We start from the raw sequence: 16,434 nt of genomic DNA, 5'->3' as shown, positions 1-16,434 counted from the left end.
CTCCCTATACAAATGGTCTTGCGACCCCTGCAATCAGGGAGCGGTGTGAATTCTGAACCGGCCATACTACTACTTTATTTGGCCAGGACTCAATCACCCTGTTATTTCCGAGATAAATCGCCACATGGATAATCGTTCCATTTGCGCTCTTATAGAATATCAGATCTCCTCTCTGCCGCTGTGAATACGGAACATGTTTCATCGGGAGATTCCATAAATTCCTGCATTCATATTCGTATCCCGGTCTTGAATGGCGGATCGGACTCACCGGAGCCGGATCAATTCCTGCGGAATACAGTGCCTGCATAACAAGGCCGCTGCAGTCCAGTCCGTGATTCGGATCTCCTGAAGCTCCGATAATATATGGATTTCCAAGATACTGATACGCCGTACTGATCATAGCCTCGATACAGTCACTGCGTGTGCTTGCCGGATTCGTCTTCAGAGGACTTGCGTATGCTCCAAGATGATACCATGCAGACTCGGAATATCCCATCTTTTTCCAGGTTGCCAGATCGACCACACCTGTCGCCGAAAGACCGTTCCTTCTCTGATAATTCCTTACAGCGTTGATGGTCGTGGAGTCCATGATTGCCCTTCTTCCGGAAAGTCCAAGTTTTCTCTGTACATACCAGACTTTCAGGCCCATGTATCCTCTGCTCAGATTATATCCGCCGCCGCTTAACGTCTTCTGCACATGTCTGATCTGGAGGTACTGCTTTGGATTCTGATAGCGATACGTATTATAGTATGCCTTTCCTGTCTGATAGGCACTCTGACTGTCTTTTTTCGGCACCAGTTTAATCTGAATGGCTTCGATTCTCAGAGACAGGCTGCTCGTTCCGGCAGACTCTCCATCCTTAGCCCAGCCCAGCCATCCGAAATACTGTGAATGAACCCGATAATATACGTGATAGTAGGAAGCCAGTTCGCCGGTCAGTCTGATCTGAACGGCCTCCATCCGTTTTCCCTGTCCGGTTGTTCCGGCAAGAGTCCCTTCCTGTTTCCAACCCTGCCAGCCGATATCCTGTACATGGGCACGGTACTGGATACTTCCTTTCGCCAGTCCATCTGCGGAATCATTCAGGTTGATCGAAAAACCTTCCAGCCTTCTTCCTTTTCCAACGGTTCCAAGTGTGGCACCGCCCTTTACTGCCGCTACGTTTCCCACGTTCTGAACGTGTCCGGAATAGGTCAGTTCATTGTTCGTATACTTTTTCAGATAAGCATGCGCTGTAGATCCCGGGGCTTTCCATCCCTTCGGAACCAGCTGAATCTGGATAGCCTCCATCCGGTAGCCGAATCCGCTTGTTCCTGATACAGCTCCATTCTTAGCCCATCCCAGCCATCCGTAATTCTGAACATGTACCCGATAATACACATCGTAAATCTGAGCGATTTCACCGTCAAGCTGAATCTGAACCGCTTCCAGGCGCAGCGCCTTTCCGGTTGTTCCGGCACTGCTTCCGTTCTGTTTCCAGCCCTGCCAGCCAATATTCTGCACATGGGCCTGATAGCGGATATTTCCCGACGCATATCCGTCCATCCCTTTCAGCCGGACAGAAAGAGCCTCCATCCGCTTATACTGTCCTACTGTTCCCAGAACGCTTCCGGATTTAACCTCTTTTACATTTCCAAGTGTCTGGACATGGCCGGAATAATAAAGCACATTTTTCAAAAAACCATATCCGACAGCCGGTGCCGTGCCTTCATCCTTTTTCACCAGTTTAACTTCGATGCCTTCCAGCCTGAGTCCAAAGGCCTCACTTCCTGCTGCCGCCCCGTTCTTTACATATGGAAGCCATCCATAATTCTGAATATGTACCCGATAGTATATATCATAATACTCCGCGATTTCCCCGGTCAGACGGATCCTGATGGCTTCCAGACGAAGTGCTCTTGCCTGTGTTCCGGAAAGCTGTCCATCCCGTTTCCAGCCCTGCCAGCCGATATTCTGTACATGGGTCTGATATTCAATGCTTCCTTCATAATCGCTTTTTGAAAGCTTCAGCTCAATTGCTTCCAGCCGCTTGTAAAGTCCGCTGGTTCCAGCCATCTCTCCGTCCTTCTTCCAGCTCTGCCAGCCAATATCCTGCACATGAGTCCGATAGGTAAGTTCCGGCAAAACAGCTTCCTGTTCGGTCTCAGGTGTTGCTTTTTCCTGCACATCAGTTTCTGTCTGCTGCTGTACAGCCTCCGCCTGTGTGTCTTCCGCCGGCTGCGTCTGCTCTTCACTCTCCACTGCCGGATCCACTGCTGCAGGATTCTCAGTCTCTACTCCTTCGCCCGGCGTTGTCTGCTGTGCCACATTTTCTTCTGCTCCTGCCTTCTCGTTTTCTGTTTCCAGAACACTTCCTTCCGTAGAATCCGGATTCTGATCATCTTGACCTGCCAGGTCATTCTGAGACTCCTGGTCCACTGCGTTTTCCTCTTCCACAGCTTCATATGGTACTGTATACTCTGCCTCTGGATTTCCGGTCGAATCCTCTGCATAGGACACCGGAACCGCCGTCAGTGCAACCGCAAACGCCAGTACCCACGCTGCTGCGCACTTCATCATTTTTCTCATTCCTGATCCCTCTCTCTTTCCTTTGATAACTCTTTACTCCTTAATAAATTCCCTTTTCAATCAGTTCTTTGATAGCATTCACCACACTTTCCTTGTCCTCTTTATAAGTGACTCCAAACCACTTGTCCTTTGAATTCAGCACGGTGACTTCTGCCCTGCCCTCTTTCAGAAGTCCTCCGATAATGGTCGGAAGCAGATATTCTGCTTTCAGATCATCTGCTTTTGTTGTTTCAAGGAATTCATGAAATCCCTTTTCCAGAATATCAAGAAATTCCGGCTGCAGTCCCCACATATTCATGGATACCGGAACATCAAGCTCCAGCTCTTTTGCTCCGTCTTCCGCCTCAGCCTTTTCTCCTTTTCTGATAATATTGTGCGTCTCCACAATGTTTGTCAAATGTCCGTTTTCATCGACCTCACAGACACCCCTTGTCACTCCCCCGTTTTCACTCAAGGTGTTGTTCAGTACGAATCCAACCATGCAGATCGGCTCTTTTCCTGATGCTTCTTTTTTCTCTTTCAGATACTGATATGCCTCCACATATGCTTCTTTTCCGTAGAAGTCATCTGCATTGATAACAAGAAACGGCTCTGTTACCTTACCCCGGCATGCCAGAATTGCCTGCCCTGTTCCCCAAGGCTTTGTTCTTCCCTGGAATTTTTCCTGAAATTCCTGCGGAATGTCATCCAGCTCCTGAAAAGCATATTCAACAGGAATCTGTTTTTCAATCCGTTCCCCGATGACCTCTTTGAAATCTTTTTCCAGATCTTTTCGAATGACAAATACAACTTTGTCAAATCCGGCCTCTATGGCATCCCGGATTGAATAGTCCATAATGATTTCTCCATTTGGTCCTACCGGCTCCAACTGTTTGATTCCTCCGCCAAATCTGCTGCCGATACCGGCCGCCATAATCACTAAAGCTGCTCTGCTCATCACTTTTTCTCCTTTTATAAATTAAGATTTTTCTTCATTATACTGAATTTTATAATAATTGTCTACCAGACACATCAGCCCATTTCTCATTTTTGACAACATAACAAAACAGGGCAGGATATCCTGCCCTGTATCTTAATTTTCAATCAGTCTGTCAACTGCGCTGAAGAATGCGCGGAAGCCTGCTCTCGTAATATTAGCGCTGACACCAACTCCGTATGTTTCTTTTCCGGTGCGGTTATCATGCAGACAGATATAAGCAGCTGCCTTTGCCTCGGATCCTTTGCTCAGTGCATGCTGTGAATAATCCACCAGTGTGAAATCCATGCCGGTTTCGTCTGCCATCAGCTTTTTAAGTGCGGCAAGCGGACCGTTTCCTACTGCTTTTGCACTCTTTAATTCTTCACCTGCCATGAATACTACTTCTACTTCTGTCTCATTTTCAGCCACATCTTCTGCCTTTGCCCGAATGAATTCATACGGTGTCTTTTTCCGCAGATATTCTTTTTCAAATACTTCCATGATGGTTGCCGGTGCAACTTCACCCTGTTCTTCCGCAATCTTCTGGATTACATCTGCAAACTCTTTGTGCATCCTTTTCGGAAGCTTGTAGCCGAACTCGCTGTCCATCACAAACGCTACACCGCCTTTTCCTGACTGGCTGTTGATCCGGACAATCGGCTCATATTCTCTTCCGATGTCGGATGGATCAATCGGAAGATACGGTACTTCCCACCATTCCTGATTCTTCTCATGCATTGCCTGCATACCTTTGTTGATGGCATCCTGATGAGAACCTGAAAATGCAGTGAACACCAGCTTTCCGGCATATGGATGACGCATCGGAACATCCATCTTGCTGCATCTTTCGTAAACTTCTTTGATCTCTGTCACATTTTCGATATTCAGCTCCGGATTAATACCCTGTGAGAACATATTGTAAGCAACGGTGAGAATATCCAGGTTTCCTGTTCTCTCTCCGTTTCCAAAAAGCGTTCCCTCCACTCTGTCTGCTCCTGCGAGGAGTGCGAGCTCGGTCGCGGCAACACCGGTTCCTCTGTCATTATGCGGATGAATGCTGAGAATCACGCTTTCCCTGTCGCTGAAATGGCGGTTCATCCACTCAATCTGATCTGCATACACATTCGGTGTTGTCATTTCCACAGTAGCCGGAAGGTTAATGATGATAGGTTTCTCTTTTGTCGCTCCCCATTCTTTCTGAACAGCCTCACACACTTCCAGAGCATAATCAAGTTCTGTTCCGGTAAAGCTTTCCGGGGAATATTCCAGCCTTAAATTCCCCTCAAAGTCCTCCGCGTATTTTTTTACCATCCTTGTTCCATCAAGGGCAATTTCTTTAATTTCTTCTTTTCCCTTTTTGAATACAACTTCCCTCTGAAGGGTGGACGTAGAGTTGTAGATATGTACGATCGCATTCTTCACTCCTTTGAGAGACTCAAATGTTCTCTGCACAAGATGATCTCTGCACTGTACAAGCACCTGAATCCATACATCATCCGGAATCAGATTTTCATCCACCAGTTTCCGCAGAAAATCATACTCAATCTGGGAAGCAGACGGAAATCCTACTTCGATCTCCTTAAACCCAAGTTTGACAAGCAGGTTAAACATCTCTATTTTTTCTTCTACAACCATTGGTTCAATCAATGCCTGGTTTCCATCTCTTAAATCCACGCTGCACCATACCGGTGCTTTTTCGATCTGTTTATCCGGCCAGGTCCGTTCTGGATACGGAACAACCGGCACCCTCCTGTATCTCTGATAATTCAGCATTCCAATCACACTCCTCATTCTTCTGTCTCTATTCTCCCAGTCCGCTCTCAACAAGTGCCACCATTGTCTCAAGTGCCTGTTTTTCATCTTCTCCGTCACAGATGATCTCCAGTTCATCTCCGCATTTCACACAGGCTCCAAGAACACTGAGAACACTTTTTGCATTGCTCTCGCCTTTATTCGTACGGAACTTTACACTGCACCGAAATTCAACCGCAGTCTTACAGAACAGTCCTGCGGGCCTCAGATGAAGTCCCGTAGGATTGCTTACAACTACTTTCCGGCTAACCATAGTATTCCCTCCAGTTATTCACTTTCTTCGTTTTCAACCTGTTCCAGCCTGACCTTGATGACAACATCTTCCGCCAGTGAACATCCTTCCGGCAGTCTTACTTCCACCGGTACATCATATTCTCCCGGCTCTCGATATGTGACAAGATTAATTGACAGACTGCCTTCTCCAAGTTCCAGAGAATCCAGGAGTTCCTGATCTCCCTGAACCTTGATCTCCAGATTGCTGCCGGATACATAGGAATAGCGGAGACCTTCCTGCAGATTGTTCACGACAATGGATCCTGTCGGCATCTCCAGAGTCCTGCTTCCTTCCTCTTCAATTCCTATTGTGACGACAACCGCTCCGGCATTTTTATCAATCAGCTCCACGCCATCCGGGAGATACGGGGTAATATCAACCACAACCTCCTCTTTACTGTTCAGATTCTGAATGTTCAAAGCACTTGCAGGGATCTCAATCTTGTCAAGATCTTCAAGTACATCTGAACTTCCTGATACCTGAACCTCCGTCGGTTCTGTCGCGATACCTGTAAATATGTATCCGTCAGCCGTCCTGATGGATGATGTGTCGAACTCCAGCTGGAGTCGTTTTGTATTTCTCACCTCAACCTGAACACTTACATCGTTCTCATCTCTCAGATCCTGAAGTGTGAGCAGCGTATTATCGATTGTCTTTCCTTCCGCGTCATAGAATACCAGCTTGGACTGAAGTGTCGTATCTTCTGCCAGTCCGGTTACATCTACTTCAGCAACCACCTTGTCAATCTGATCGATGATGGACTTCGGTCCATTGACTCTTACTTTCTCCGGATCTGCTTTAATTTCTCCCAGCACGTATCCATCTCTGACGCTTCCTGTTGTTGTCGGCGTAATCGGGAATGTATTCTGTGCTTCATCCTCGATCGTTACCTGCAGATTTCTCGGACTGGAATATGCCTCCACATATTCAAATCCCGGTATCGACACCTCAATCGGAACCTGTGAACCAAGAGACATCTCTTTCATATCCGCAGATGCTTTAATGTCAGAAACAGTCATGCTGTGCAGGACAGACCTCTTGGCCCTTACTGTCACCCGGACCGTATCTGTTTCATCTTCAATCTGATAGGTCTTTCCTTTACTGGTCACAACCTCCGGATGCAGTACTTCAACCGGTACATTTGAAAACTGCACGGATGTAACCGGATCGTCAACGTTTACAACGACTGCCCATAAAAATACGGCAAGTGCAAGCGACAACAGCTTCAGAGGGAGGTTTTTAGTCAGTTTCTTTTTCATGTTTCCGCCTTCCTTTCCACAGTTTCGCTATTTTCTTTTCCGTATTCTTCGTCTGAATCTTGATCAGACTCTCCTTAAGATATTCCGGAGTCACATTTCTTACAAGCTGTCCGCCCTGTGCTACAGACACATATCCGGTCTCCTCGGATACCGCAATGATCAGCGCGTCGCTGACTTCGCTCATTCCAAGAGCAGCTCTGTGCCGTGTCCCCAGTTCCTTACTGATCTCCATGTTATCTGAGAGCGGCAGGTAACAGGTCGCGGAAACAATCCGGTTTTCCCTTACAATAATTGCACCGTCATGCAGCGGGGTATTATGCTCAAAAATATTAATCAGAACCTGGGAAGATACAATACAGTCCATATAGATTCCGGTACTTTCATACTCCGTCAGACGGATCGCCTGCTCCACTACAATCAGTGCTCCTGTCTTTACTTTTCCCATGGCGAAGCATGCTTCCACAATCGCATCGATCGTCCTGCTGCTGAACCGTTCGCTTTCTTTTCCCTTGTCAAGCGGCACAATCGCTGTGAGGAACCGTTTTTCCCCAAGCTTTTCCAGCGCCCGGCGAAGCTCCGGCTGGAAAACCACAATCGCCGCGGTCGCAAGGATCGATACACTGTTCCTTGCAATCCACAAAATGGTATTCATCTTCAATATGGCTGCGACAAGAATGAAAACAGCAAGGACCAGAATTCCCTTTAGCAGCATCCATGCCTTTGTGTTTTTGATCCAGACCATGATCTGATAGATCAGAAACGCTACAATCACAATTTCCACAATATCCGTCCAGTAAATATCCGGCAGATACCAGTCCGGAAAATATCCTCTCATAGCTTCAAAAAATCTGCTGTTCATTCCTGTCACCTCCCATCATCTTATACTCACCCATGTTATCCCCTTTTTTCTTTTGCTATTTAGATTCGTCTTTATCGTCCAATTCATTTTTCAGCAGCTTCTCAAGATCCATTTCTTCCTGAAGCTGCTTGGCCAGAAGCATCTCTTCTGTCATCCCCGGTATGTAGGTCTTCTCTGTAGTTTTTTCCGCCGGAGACGGGGAAACTTCTTCTATTTCTTCGATCCTTGTATCCCGGTTTTTGTTCTCATTCTTTTTGGAATCTGTCTTTCGTCTGCTGATCTTTTTCACCCGTTTTTCAGGAACAGCAACAGATACCTTTGGTATCGCTTTAACATAATAGTAATATTCGTCATCCTCGTACTGAAATTTTTCTGCCTTGGAATAGTCGACAGAAAAAATGAAAAACTCCAGAATCAGGGCAAGAAGAACCGAAATAATATTTCCGAAAATCAATGTCACATAATCAATCTGTACACTGAAGACGATGCTTCCTGCAACGATGACGATAATGTCGGCCACCGCTCCGGCTGCCACGCCGATTTTCCATGATTGATCGAACTCACTTGTTCTAAGTGTGTAGACAACCAGAACCGCCACAACAAATGATGCGATGTAAATCCACATTTCTTTATTCTGCAGGATCTGTGTGGCAAACAAGGTCATCTCTCCTGCCATTCCGCTTGCCCCCGTTACAGCTGTTGCCGACATTTCCAGATAATTGATCATGGAATAGATCAGCGTACCGAAAAAAATCGGAATGATACAGATTGGCGTTCCCATCAGCGCAAATGCCATCGGAACCGCAAACGGAATCTTGAAAAAGTATGCGACCATAACAAGAAGGACAATCATCGACTTTTCCGGTGTAAAACGAAAATAGAAAATGAACATTACTGCAAACAGAGCTGCCGTCACAATCATAACTCCCATCGACAGGGCATATACGTGAATTAAAATCAGCACCGCTGTCACCAGTACGGTAAGTGTTCCCGGAAGGAACGCACAGATCAGAGCCAGTATCAAAGTAACAAGCGGATTTGCCACAGCCTCCATATAACCAATCTTGGAATTAACAAGATAAAATACAATAAAAGCAAGCAGAAACTGTACGATTTTATCTACTTCTTTTGAGTATTTCGCGTAAAAGGCCTGCAGCTGCTCCTTCAGGACAAATAAATTACTCATTTTTTTTCTTCCTTTCTTTACCGTAAAATTTCTCCAGCTGAGTCAGCATACGGACATAGCGCTTTACTCTCCCCTTTGCCCTGATATGCTTCTTCTGGTAAAACCTGGAAGCAAAAAGCCCGTAAGAAACAGCAAGAATCAGATATAGCGCAACAGCCGCCAGCATAATCAGAACTATGCTTATCAAAGTTGCCTCATTCAGAAAGGATTCCATAAAAGCGGCCGCAAACACTCCAAACAGAACTACATATCCTATCGTAACCCAGATCACAGTAATAATCGTCTGATAGCTGATATAATCTTTTTTGTAATAGGAAGCAATTTTAAAATCTTCTTTTCCATATTTTTCCTCATATAGAGCCATTTTGTTCATCAGCTTTACTTTTTCTTCGTTAACCATATTCCACCTTCCTATCCTCAGAAAACTATGTTCAGTATATCAAAAATCAAATATCTTGTCCAATACTTATCGTCAAAAAGAACACCCTCCTGACTCCTGATTTCTTCAGTGTTTTTGCGGCCTCATTGACCGTATTGCCCGTCGTATAGATGTCATCAATAAGAAGTACCCGTTCCGGAAGTCCGGTTTTTCGTTCAACCTGAAAACTTCCTTCCAGATTATGTGCTCTTCCGCGTCTGTTCAGACTTTTCTGAGCGTCTGACGTCTTCCGCTTTCGGATCAGTCCGGTTTCCACCGGAATTCCGGTAAGTTTTCCAAGTTCTTCTGCCAGAATTTCCGCCTGATTGTAACCACGTTTTCTTTTCTTCCACTTATCCATCGGAACCGGAAGGATCGCCTGTACCTTCCATTTCTGAATCTGCTTTCCCAGACGTTCTTTCATTGTTTCCGCATAATACCGGGCATATACCCTGCGGTTTTTAAACTTGAACTGATAGATGGAGCCGCTCACCGGGGGCCGGTGCGTCCAGAGACTCCTCCCTCTGTCAAACCAGCAGTTTCCATCCTCAATTCTCTCCCGGCAGTCCCTGCAGTACTCTGTCTGTTCATCCCCGACCGGTTTCCCGCATTTTTTGCACATTGGTTCTTTTATCCATGAAAGTTTTTTCAGGCAGTCTGTACACGGCCCCTTCGCGTTCACCTTTCCGCAGAACGGGCAGACATCCGGATAAAGCAGTTTCCATATATTCTTCATGCTGTTTTTGTTCTGATTTTCCCTACGATAGTTCCCGGATCCTCTCCGAGAGAGAAGTGTTCCGCTTCTGCTCTTCAACATTTCGAATCATTTCCTGAAAAACAGTATCGCTTCCTACAAGTGTAACACATTTTTTTGCTCTTGTAACTGCCGTATACAATAAATTCCTGCAATAAAGCTGTTTTGGTCCCGAGAGAAGCGGAATAATAACCGCCGGATACTCACTTCCCTGAGATTTATGGATGGTAACCGCATAGGCAAGCTCCAGTTCATCCAGCAGCTTAAATGGATATTTTACCTTACGTTTTTCGTCAAACTCCACTTCCACAGTCTCATCATATGTATGAATGGCCGTCACAATACCTATATCTCCGTTGAAAACTCCGATCCCTTTATCAACAACCAGTCTGTATTTTGTGGCAATCTCCCATTCCAGCTGATAGTTGTTTTTCGTCTGCATCACTTTATCGCCGACACGGAATATTTTTTCCCCATATTCCTTTTCCTGCTTTTTAGGGGACGGCGGATTTAAATACTGCTGCAGAATCCGGTTTAACCGTTCCACTCCCAGAAGCCCCTTCTTCATCGGCGCCAGTACCTGAATATCTGTCATTTTTGCATCCACATACCGCGGAAGTTTTTTCTGGATCAGTGTCAGGATCACGCTGATAATAACATCTGCATCCTGTCTTTTTAAAAAGAAAAAATCTCTGCTCTTATTATCAAGCCGTACTTCCAGTCCTGCGTTGATCCGATGCGCATTGACGACAATATCACTTTCCTGTGCCTGCCGGAAAATTCTGGTCAGCATCATGACAGGAAATACTTCGGAATCGATCAGATCCTTGAGCACTTTTCCCGGACCCACCGACGGGAGCTGATTGATATCTCCTACAAGAATCAGTCTTGTCCCCGGGATCACCGCAGACAAAAGCGCATGCATCAGAGGCAGATCCACCATGGACATTTCATCAATAATTAACACATCTGTTTCCAGAGGATTCTCCTGATTTCTCCCGAATCCTCCTTTCCCTGTCTCCTCAGGATTTCCACTGACTTCCAGAAGGCGGTGAATTGTCTGCGCCTCATATCCGGTCGTCTCTGTCATCCTTTTGGCGGCGCGTCCTGTCGGCGCGGCAAGACGGATATCCATCCCTTCACTCAGGAAATAGCGGATCATGGCATTGATCGTGGTTGTCTTTCCGGTTCCCGGCCCTCCTGTCAGGATAAAGATACCGTTTTTTACCGCCTCTGCCACCGCTTCTCTCTGTCTTTCATCCAGCGTGGACTCATTCTGCTTTTCCAGCTTTTCAATCCGTTTCCGGATCAGACTGTCGTCTTCCTCGTACCGGATATTCAGCTCTTTGAGCATCCGTGCCGTATTCATCTCCATGTAATAGTACTTTGCCGGATATACACGGACCTGCTCTTCATCCTGCTTCAGGACAACCTTCTTTTCCATCGCAAGATCCATCAGATACTTCTCAATATCTGTAATCTCCACTTCCAGAAGCTGTGCGGCTTTTGCTGAAAGCACCTTTTCTTCCAGATATACATGACCTTCCTGTACACTTTGAAGCAGTGTATAAAAAATCCCGCTCTGAATCCTGAAATCTGAATCCGTATGAATTCCGATTCTGAATGCTATCTCATCTGCCGTTTTAAATCCGACTCCTTCAATATCATCTGCCAGTCTGTATGGATTTTCTTCCAGAATGCTGTAAATTCCCAGTCCGTATTTCTGATAGATCTTGACTGCCAGATTGATGGAAATCCCGTATTTCTGCAGATAAATCATTGCCTGTCTGAGGTCTTTCTTTTCTTCTACCTGTACGCAGATTTCCCGGGCCTTTCTCTCACTGATTCCCTTGATTTCCGCCAGCCGCTCCGGCTCTTCCTCCATAATGCGGAATGTATCTTCTCCAAATTTCGCAACGATCTTTCCTGCAAGCGCAGGCCCGATCCCCTTCACAGCACCGGATCCAAGATACCGCTCAATGGATTCCCTGTCCTCCGGCTCCTTTACCTTGTGCCCTGTCACCTGAAGCTGCAGCCCGTAAGAAGGATGCATGACATACTCTCCTTCCAGTTCCAGAAATTCTCCATCCCCAATGTACGGAAATTTCCCGACACAGGTTACTTCCCCGTTCTCATTATGAAATTGAAATACCGTATAACCATTTTCCTCGTTTCTGAAAATAATATGGTCAATGTATCCCGTTATCTTTTCCACCTGTTTCCTCCATTTGTATTCACCTTCAATACCGCCAGCCTCTTGTCATGCAACCGGCGGAAAGCAACAGGACTGCTGCGAAAGTAATCCTCTTCCCGCAGCAGTCCTTCTGTTTTGACTTCTATACATGAAACTTTTTGTTCTCACTCATAAATTCTACGAACTGACCGGTTCCGATCGCAACAACCTGCATCGGATCCTCCGCTGTCATTGTATTGATGCCTGTCCGCTCTTCAATCAGCTCTTCCAGGCCTCTGAGCAGGGAACCGCCTCCTGTCAGAACAATTCCTCTGTCGAGAATATCTGCTGAAAGCTCCGGAGGTGTTCTCTCCAGCACACCAATTACAGCTTCCACGATCTGACTTGTCGGCTCTCTTAAAGCTTCTTCTGTCTCCGAAGAAGAAACCGTTACCGTCTTTGGAAGACCCGTAACAAGGTTACGTCCCCGCACCTCGATCGTCTCGTCCTCCACCAGCGGATAAGTCGTGCCTATCCGGATCTTGATATCTTCTGCGGTACGTTCTCCAATCAGAAGATTGTGCTTTTTCCTCATGTAACGCACAATCGCCTCATCAAAGTCATCTCCCGCAATTTTCAGTGATGTATTGACAACAGTACCGCCAAGAGAGATCACCGCAATATCTGATGTGCCTCCTCCGATATCTACAATCATATTTCCACATGCTTTGGAAATGTCGATACCTGCCCCGATTGCCGCTGCAACCGGCTCTTCGATCAGATGCACTTCTCTTGCGCCTGCCGCGAATGTCGCCTCTTCCACAGCCTTTTTCTCAACCTCTGTTACACCGCTCGGTACACAGACGCTGATACGAGGGCGTTTGAATGTACGCTTTCCAAGCGACTTCTGCACAAAATATTTGATCATCTTCTCCGTAACCGTATAATCTGAAATCACGCCCTGTCTGAGAGGACGTACCGCTACAATATTGCCCGGTGTTCTTCCAAGCATCAGTCTTGCCTCTTCCCCGATTGCGCGGATCTCATTTGTATCTCTGTCAAACGCAACTACGGACGGCTCCTTGAGCACAACGCCTTTTCCTTTCACATATACAAGGACACTCGCTGTCCCCAGGTCAATTCCAATATCTACTACCGCCATGAACTAAACCCCTTTCGCAAATCCTCTATATTCGCTCCTCTTTGGTCTATTATACTTCCTCTTTCGCATGTCAGAACTCATAAACCTCTGGTTCTACGCATACATTTGTTATTATAATCAATCTTCCTGGAAATGGAAAGAGTTTTTTCCCAGAATCTGTAACTTTCATTATTTCTTAAGGAATGGGGCGAGATAGCGTCCTGTGTAGGATTCCGGACATTCGACGATCTCTTCCGGAGTTCCTTTTGCAATCACAGTTCCGCCTTTGTCTCCTCCTTCCGGCCCCATATCAATAATATAATCTGCTGTTTTGATCACATCCAGATTGTGTTCAATGACAATGACTGTATTTCCATCAGCCGCAAGTCTTCTGAGAATCTCGGTCAGCTTATGGACATCTGCAAAATGAAGTCCTGTTGTAGGCTCGTCCAGAATATAAACGGTCTTTCCGGTACTTCGTTTACTCAGCTCGGCAGCAAGCTTGATCCGCTGTGCTTCCCCTCCGGAAAGGGTGGTAGACGGCTGGCCCAGACGGATATAGGAAAGTCCCACATCGTAGAGCGTCTCCATCTTTCTGCGGATACTCGGCACATTTTCAAAGAAGGTCAGCGCTTCTTCCACTGTCATATCCAGCACGTCGTAAATGCTCTTTCCTTTATATTTCACTTCCAATGTTTCCCGGTTATAACGCTTTCCGTGACAGACTTCACACGGTACATAGACATCCGGCAGGAAATGCATCTCAATCTTCAGGATTCCATCCCCGCTGCACGCCTCACAGCGTCCTCCTTTTACATTGAAACTGAACCGGCCCTTCTTGTAGCCTCTCGCCTTTGCATCCGGCGTTGCCGCAAACAGGTCACGGATCAGGTCAAACACTCCTGTATACGTGGCCGGATTGGACCGCGGCGTACGCCCGATCGGAGACTGGTCGATATTAATGACTTTGTCAAGCTTCTCCAGCCCCAGAATCTCTTTATGCTTTCCAGGGATCGTTCTTGCATGATTGAGCACTTTTGCAAGCTTTTTGTACAGGATTTCATTGATCAGAGAACTTTTTCCCGAACCGGAAACTCCTGTTACACAGGTCATAACGCCAAGTGGAATCTCTACATTGACATTTTTCAGGTTGTTTTCTTTTGCCCCGACAATTTTCAGATATCCGGACGGAACCGCCCGTTTCTCCGGAACAGGGATACGGATTCTTCCGCTCAGGTAATCTCCGGTGACAGAACCCGGCGTATTCATAATCTCTTCCGCTGTACCTGCAGCAACTACCTCGCCTCCGTGCTCCCCGGCTCCCGGCCCGATATCCACGATGTAATCTGCAGCAAGCATGGTATCTTCATCGTGCTCTACCACAATCAACGTATTTCCAAGATCACGAAGATGTTTGAGCGTACTGAGCAGCTTGTCATTATCTCTCTGATGGAGTCCGATACTTGGCTCATCCAGAATGTAGGCGACTCCGACAAGTCCGGATCCAATCTGTGTTGCAAGCCGGATTCTCTGTGCCTCTCCTCCGGACAGCGTTCCGGTTGCTCTGGCAAGCGTCAGATAATCCAGTCCTACATCCATCAAAAATCCTATTCTGGACTTGATCTCTTTTAAAATCTGGCCTCCGATCATTTCCTGAACCGGTGTAAGTTCCAGATTCTCGAGAAATTTCTGGAGATTTTCAATCGACATTGCGGTAACTTCGTAAATATTTTTGTCGCCTACCGTCACTGCCAGCGCCTCTTTCTTCAGTCTCTGTCCCTTACATGCATGGCACGGGGTAATTCTCATAAAAGTTTCGTATTCGGCCTTCATCGCCTCCGATCCGGTCTCCCGGTATTTTCTTTCCACACTCTTTATGAGTCCGTCAAAAGCCACGTCATAGACACCTTCTCCCCGCTGTCCTCTGTAACGGACTTTTACCGACTTTCCGTTGGTTCCGTAAAGCAGAATGTCCTGAATTTTTTTCGGATACTCTTCAAACGGGGTATCCAGATCAAAATCATAGGCTTCTCCGAGAGCACGCAGGATGGCATTGGTAAAACTGGACGGATCCATGCAGGACTGCCATCCAAGCACTGCAATCGCGCCCTGATTGATACTCAGTCCTTTATCCGGAATCATCAGGTCTGCATCAAACTCCATCTTATATCCAAGTCCAAAACATTCCGGGCAGGCGCCGAACGGATTGTTGAACGAAAAACTTCTTGGTTCAATTTCATCAATGCTGATGCCGCAGTCCGGACAGGAAAAGCTCTGGCTGAAGTTGATCGGCTCGCCTCCGATCACGTCGACTGTCATCAGTCCTTCCGCCAGATTCAGTACGTTCTCAATGGAATCGGTCAGACGCTTTTCGATTCCCGGCTTTACCACAAGCCGGTCGACTACGATCTCGATATAGTGTTTAATATTTTTTTCCAGACTGATCTCTTCTGTCAGCTCGTACATATTTCCATCGATACGTACCCGGACATACCCGCTTTTTTTCGCTTTATCCAGAAGCTTGGCATGAGTTCCCTTTCTGCCTCTTACCACCGGTGCAAGAAGCTGGATTTTGGTACGCTCCGGCAGGCTCATGATCTGATCCGTCATCTGATCCACCGTCTGCTTTTTGATTTCCTTTCCGCAGTTCGGACAGTGCGGAATTCCAATCCTCGCATAGAGGAGACGGAAATAATCATAGATCTCCGTAACGGTTCCTACCGTTGATCTTGGATTCCGGTTAGTCGACTTCTGGTCAATGGAAATCGCAGGGGAAAGTCCCTCGATGCTCTCTACATTCGGCTTTTCCATCTGCCCCAGAAACTGTCTCGCATAGGAAGACAATGACTCCATATATCGTCTCTGCCCCTCTGCATAAATCGTATCAAAGGCAAGAGATGACTTTCCGGAACCACTCAATCCCGTCAGTACGACAAGTTCATTTCTCGGTATGTCCAGATCAATATTTTTCAGATTATGTTCATTTGCTCCGCGTATACGGATATACTGTTTGTTGTCCATCTTTTTTCCC

At 46.6% G+C, this 16,434-nt stretch carries 12 protein-coding genes; all 12 read right to left on the bottom strand.

What is annotated here, in order from left to right:
• Positions 1-4: 4 nt before the first annotated feature.
• On the bottom strand, positions 5-2,569 hold the full coding sequence (locus Selli1_RS06715; protein ID WP_281872548.1) for an NlpC/P60 family protein: 2,565 nt from the start codon (positions 2,567-2,569) through the stop codon (positions 5-7).
• Between the two features lie 40 nt (positions 2,570-2,609).
• On the bottom strand, positions 2,610-3,506 hold the full coding sequence (locus Selli1_RS06710) for a nucleotidyltransferase family protein (protein ID WP_281872547.1): 897 nt from the start codon (positions 3,504-3,506) through the stop codon (positions 2,610-2,612).
• 135 nt (positions 3,507-3,641) lie between these two features.
• Entirely contained in the window at positions 3,642-5,300 is a 1,659-nt protein-coding gene (leuA, locus tag Selli1_RS06705) for a 2-isopropylmalate synthase (protein ID WP_087252532.1), read from the bottom strand.
• Between the two features lie 28 nt (positions 5,301-5,328).
• On the bottom strand, positions 5,329-5,592 hold the full coding sequence (locus Selli1_RS06700; protein ID WP_087168360.1) for an HPr family phosphocarrier protein: 264 nt from the start codon (positions 5,590-5,592) through the stop codon (positions 5,329-5,331).
• A gap of 14 nt (positions 5,593-5,606) precedes the next feature.
• Complete coding sequence (locus Selli1_RS06695; RefSeq protein ID WP_281872546.1) at positions 5,607-6,872, bottom strand: CdaR family protein; 1,266 nt, start codon at positions 6,870-6,872, stop codon at positions 5,607-5,609.
• Positions 6,853-7,731 (bottom strand): diadenylate cyclase CdaA, encoded by an 879-nt coding sequence (gene cdaA / locus Selli1_RS06690; RefSeq protein WP_281872545.1) that lies wholly within the window; start codon positions 7,729-7,731, stop codon positions 6,853-6,855. The genes Selli1_RS06695 and cdaA overlap by 20 nt, the downstream gene beginning before the upstream one ends.
• A gap of 55 nt (positions 7,732-7,786) precedes the next feature.
• The gene (locus tag Selli1_RS06685) at positions 7,787-8,917 is read right to left on the bottom strand and encodes a hypothetical protein (RefSeq protein ID WP_281872543.1); all 1,131 of its coding nucleotides are present in this window, start codon (positions 8,915-8,917) and stop codon (positions 7,787-7,789) included.
• The gene (locus tag Selli1_RS06680) at positions 8,910-9,317 is read right to left on the bottom strand and encodes a hypothetical protein (RefSeq protein WP_087168364.1); all 408 of its coding nucleotides are present in this window, start codon (positions 9,315-9,317) and stop codon (positions 8,910-8,912) included. The genes Selli1_RS06685 and Selli1_RS06680 overlap by 8 nt, the downstream gene beginning before the upstream one ends.
• A 46-nt stretch (positions 9,318-9,363) precedes the next feature.
• Complete coding sequence (locus tag Selli1_RS06675; RefSeq protein WP_191427797.1) at positions 9,364-10,071, bottom strand: ComF family protein; 708 nt, start codon at positions 10,069-10,071, stop codon at positions 9,364-9,366.
• Between the two features lie 22 nt (positions 10,072-10,093).
• Positions 10,094-12,304, bottom strand: coding sequence for an SF1B family DNA helicase RecD2 (gene recD2, locus Selli1_RS06670; RefSeq protein WP_191427798.1), 2,211 nt, complete (start codon positions 12,302-12,304; stop codon positions 10,094-10,096).
• A 121-nt stretch (positions 12,305-12,425) separates the two neighbouring features.
• Positions 12,426-13,424 carry a rod shape-determining protein gene (gene mreB, locus Selli1_RS06665; protein ID WP_087168366.1) on the bottom strand — a complete coding sequence of 333 codons (999 nt, stop codon included), beginning with the start codon at positions 13,422-13,424 and terminating at the stop codon, positions 12,426-12,428.
• Between the two features lie 168 nt (positions 13,425-13,592).
• Positions 13,593-16,424 (bottom strand): excinuclease ABC subunit UvrA, encoded by a 2,832-nt coding sequence (uvrA, locus tag Selli1_RS06660; RefSeq protein WP_281844393.1) that lies wholly within the window; start codon positions 16,422-16,424, stop codon positions 13,593-13,595.
• Positions 16,425-16,434 lie beyond the last annotated feature (10 nt).

Origin of the sequence: Sellimonas catena (genome assembly GCF_027924685.1) — a bacterium.
Lineage (GTDB): Bacteria > Bacillota > Clostridia > Lachnospirales > Lachnospiraceae > Sellimonas > Sellimonas catena.
The sequence above is the reverse complement of the archived record's forward strand: the minus strand, read 5'-3'. Positions and strand labels throughout refer to the sequence as shown.

Bases quoted from the DNA above. Each gene is read 5' to 3' on its own strand.
- Selli1_RS06715 (WP_281872548.1), bottom strand. From the start codon at position 2,569: ATGAGAAAAATGATGAAGTGCGCAGCAGCGTGGGTACTGGCGTTTGCG.
- Selli1_RS06710 (WP_281872547.1), bottom strand. From the start codon at position 3,506: ATGAGCAGAGCAGCTTTAGTGATTATGGCGGCCGGTATCGGCAGCAGA.
- leuA (WP_087252532.1), bottom strand. From the start codon at position 5,300: ATGCTGAATTATCAGAGATACAGGAGGGTGCCGGTTGTTCCGTATCCA.
- Selli1_RS06700 (WP_087168360.1), bottom strand. From the start codon at position 5,592: ATGGTTAGCCGGAAAGTAGTTGTAAGCAATCCTACGGGACTTCATCTG.
- Selli1_RS06695 (WP_281872546.1), bottom strand. From the start codon at position 6,872: ATGAAAAAGAAACTGACTAAAAACCTCCCTCTGAAGCTGTTGTCGCTT.
- cdaA (WP_281872545.1), bottom strand. From the start codon at position 7,731: ATGAACAGCAGATTTTTTGAAGCTATGAGAGGATATTTTCCGGACTGG.
- Selli1_RS06685 (WP_281872543.1), bottom strand. From the start codon at position 8,917: ATGAGTAATTTATTTGTCCTGAAGGAGCAGCTGCAGGCCTTTTACGCG.
- Selli1_RS06680 (WP_087168364.1), bottom strand. From the start codon at position 9,317: ATGGTTAACGAAGAAAAAGTAAAGCTGATGAACAAAATGGCTCTATAT.
- Selli1_RS06675 (WP_191427797.1), bottom strand. From the start codon at position 10,071: ATGAAGAATATATGGAAACTGCTTTATCCGGATGTCTGCCCGTTCTGC.
- mreB (WP_087168366.1), bottom strand. From the start codon at position 13,424: ATGGCGGTAGTAGATATTGGAATTGACCTGGGGACAGCGAGTGTCCTT.
- uvrA (WP_281844393.1), bottom strand. From the start codon at position 16,424: ATGGACAACAAACAGTATATCCGTATACGCGGAGCAAATGAACATAAT.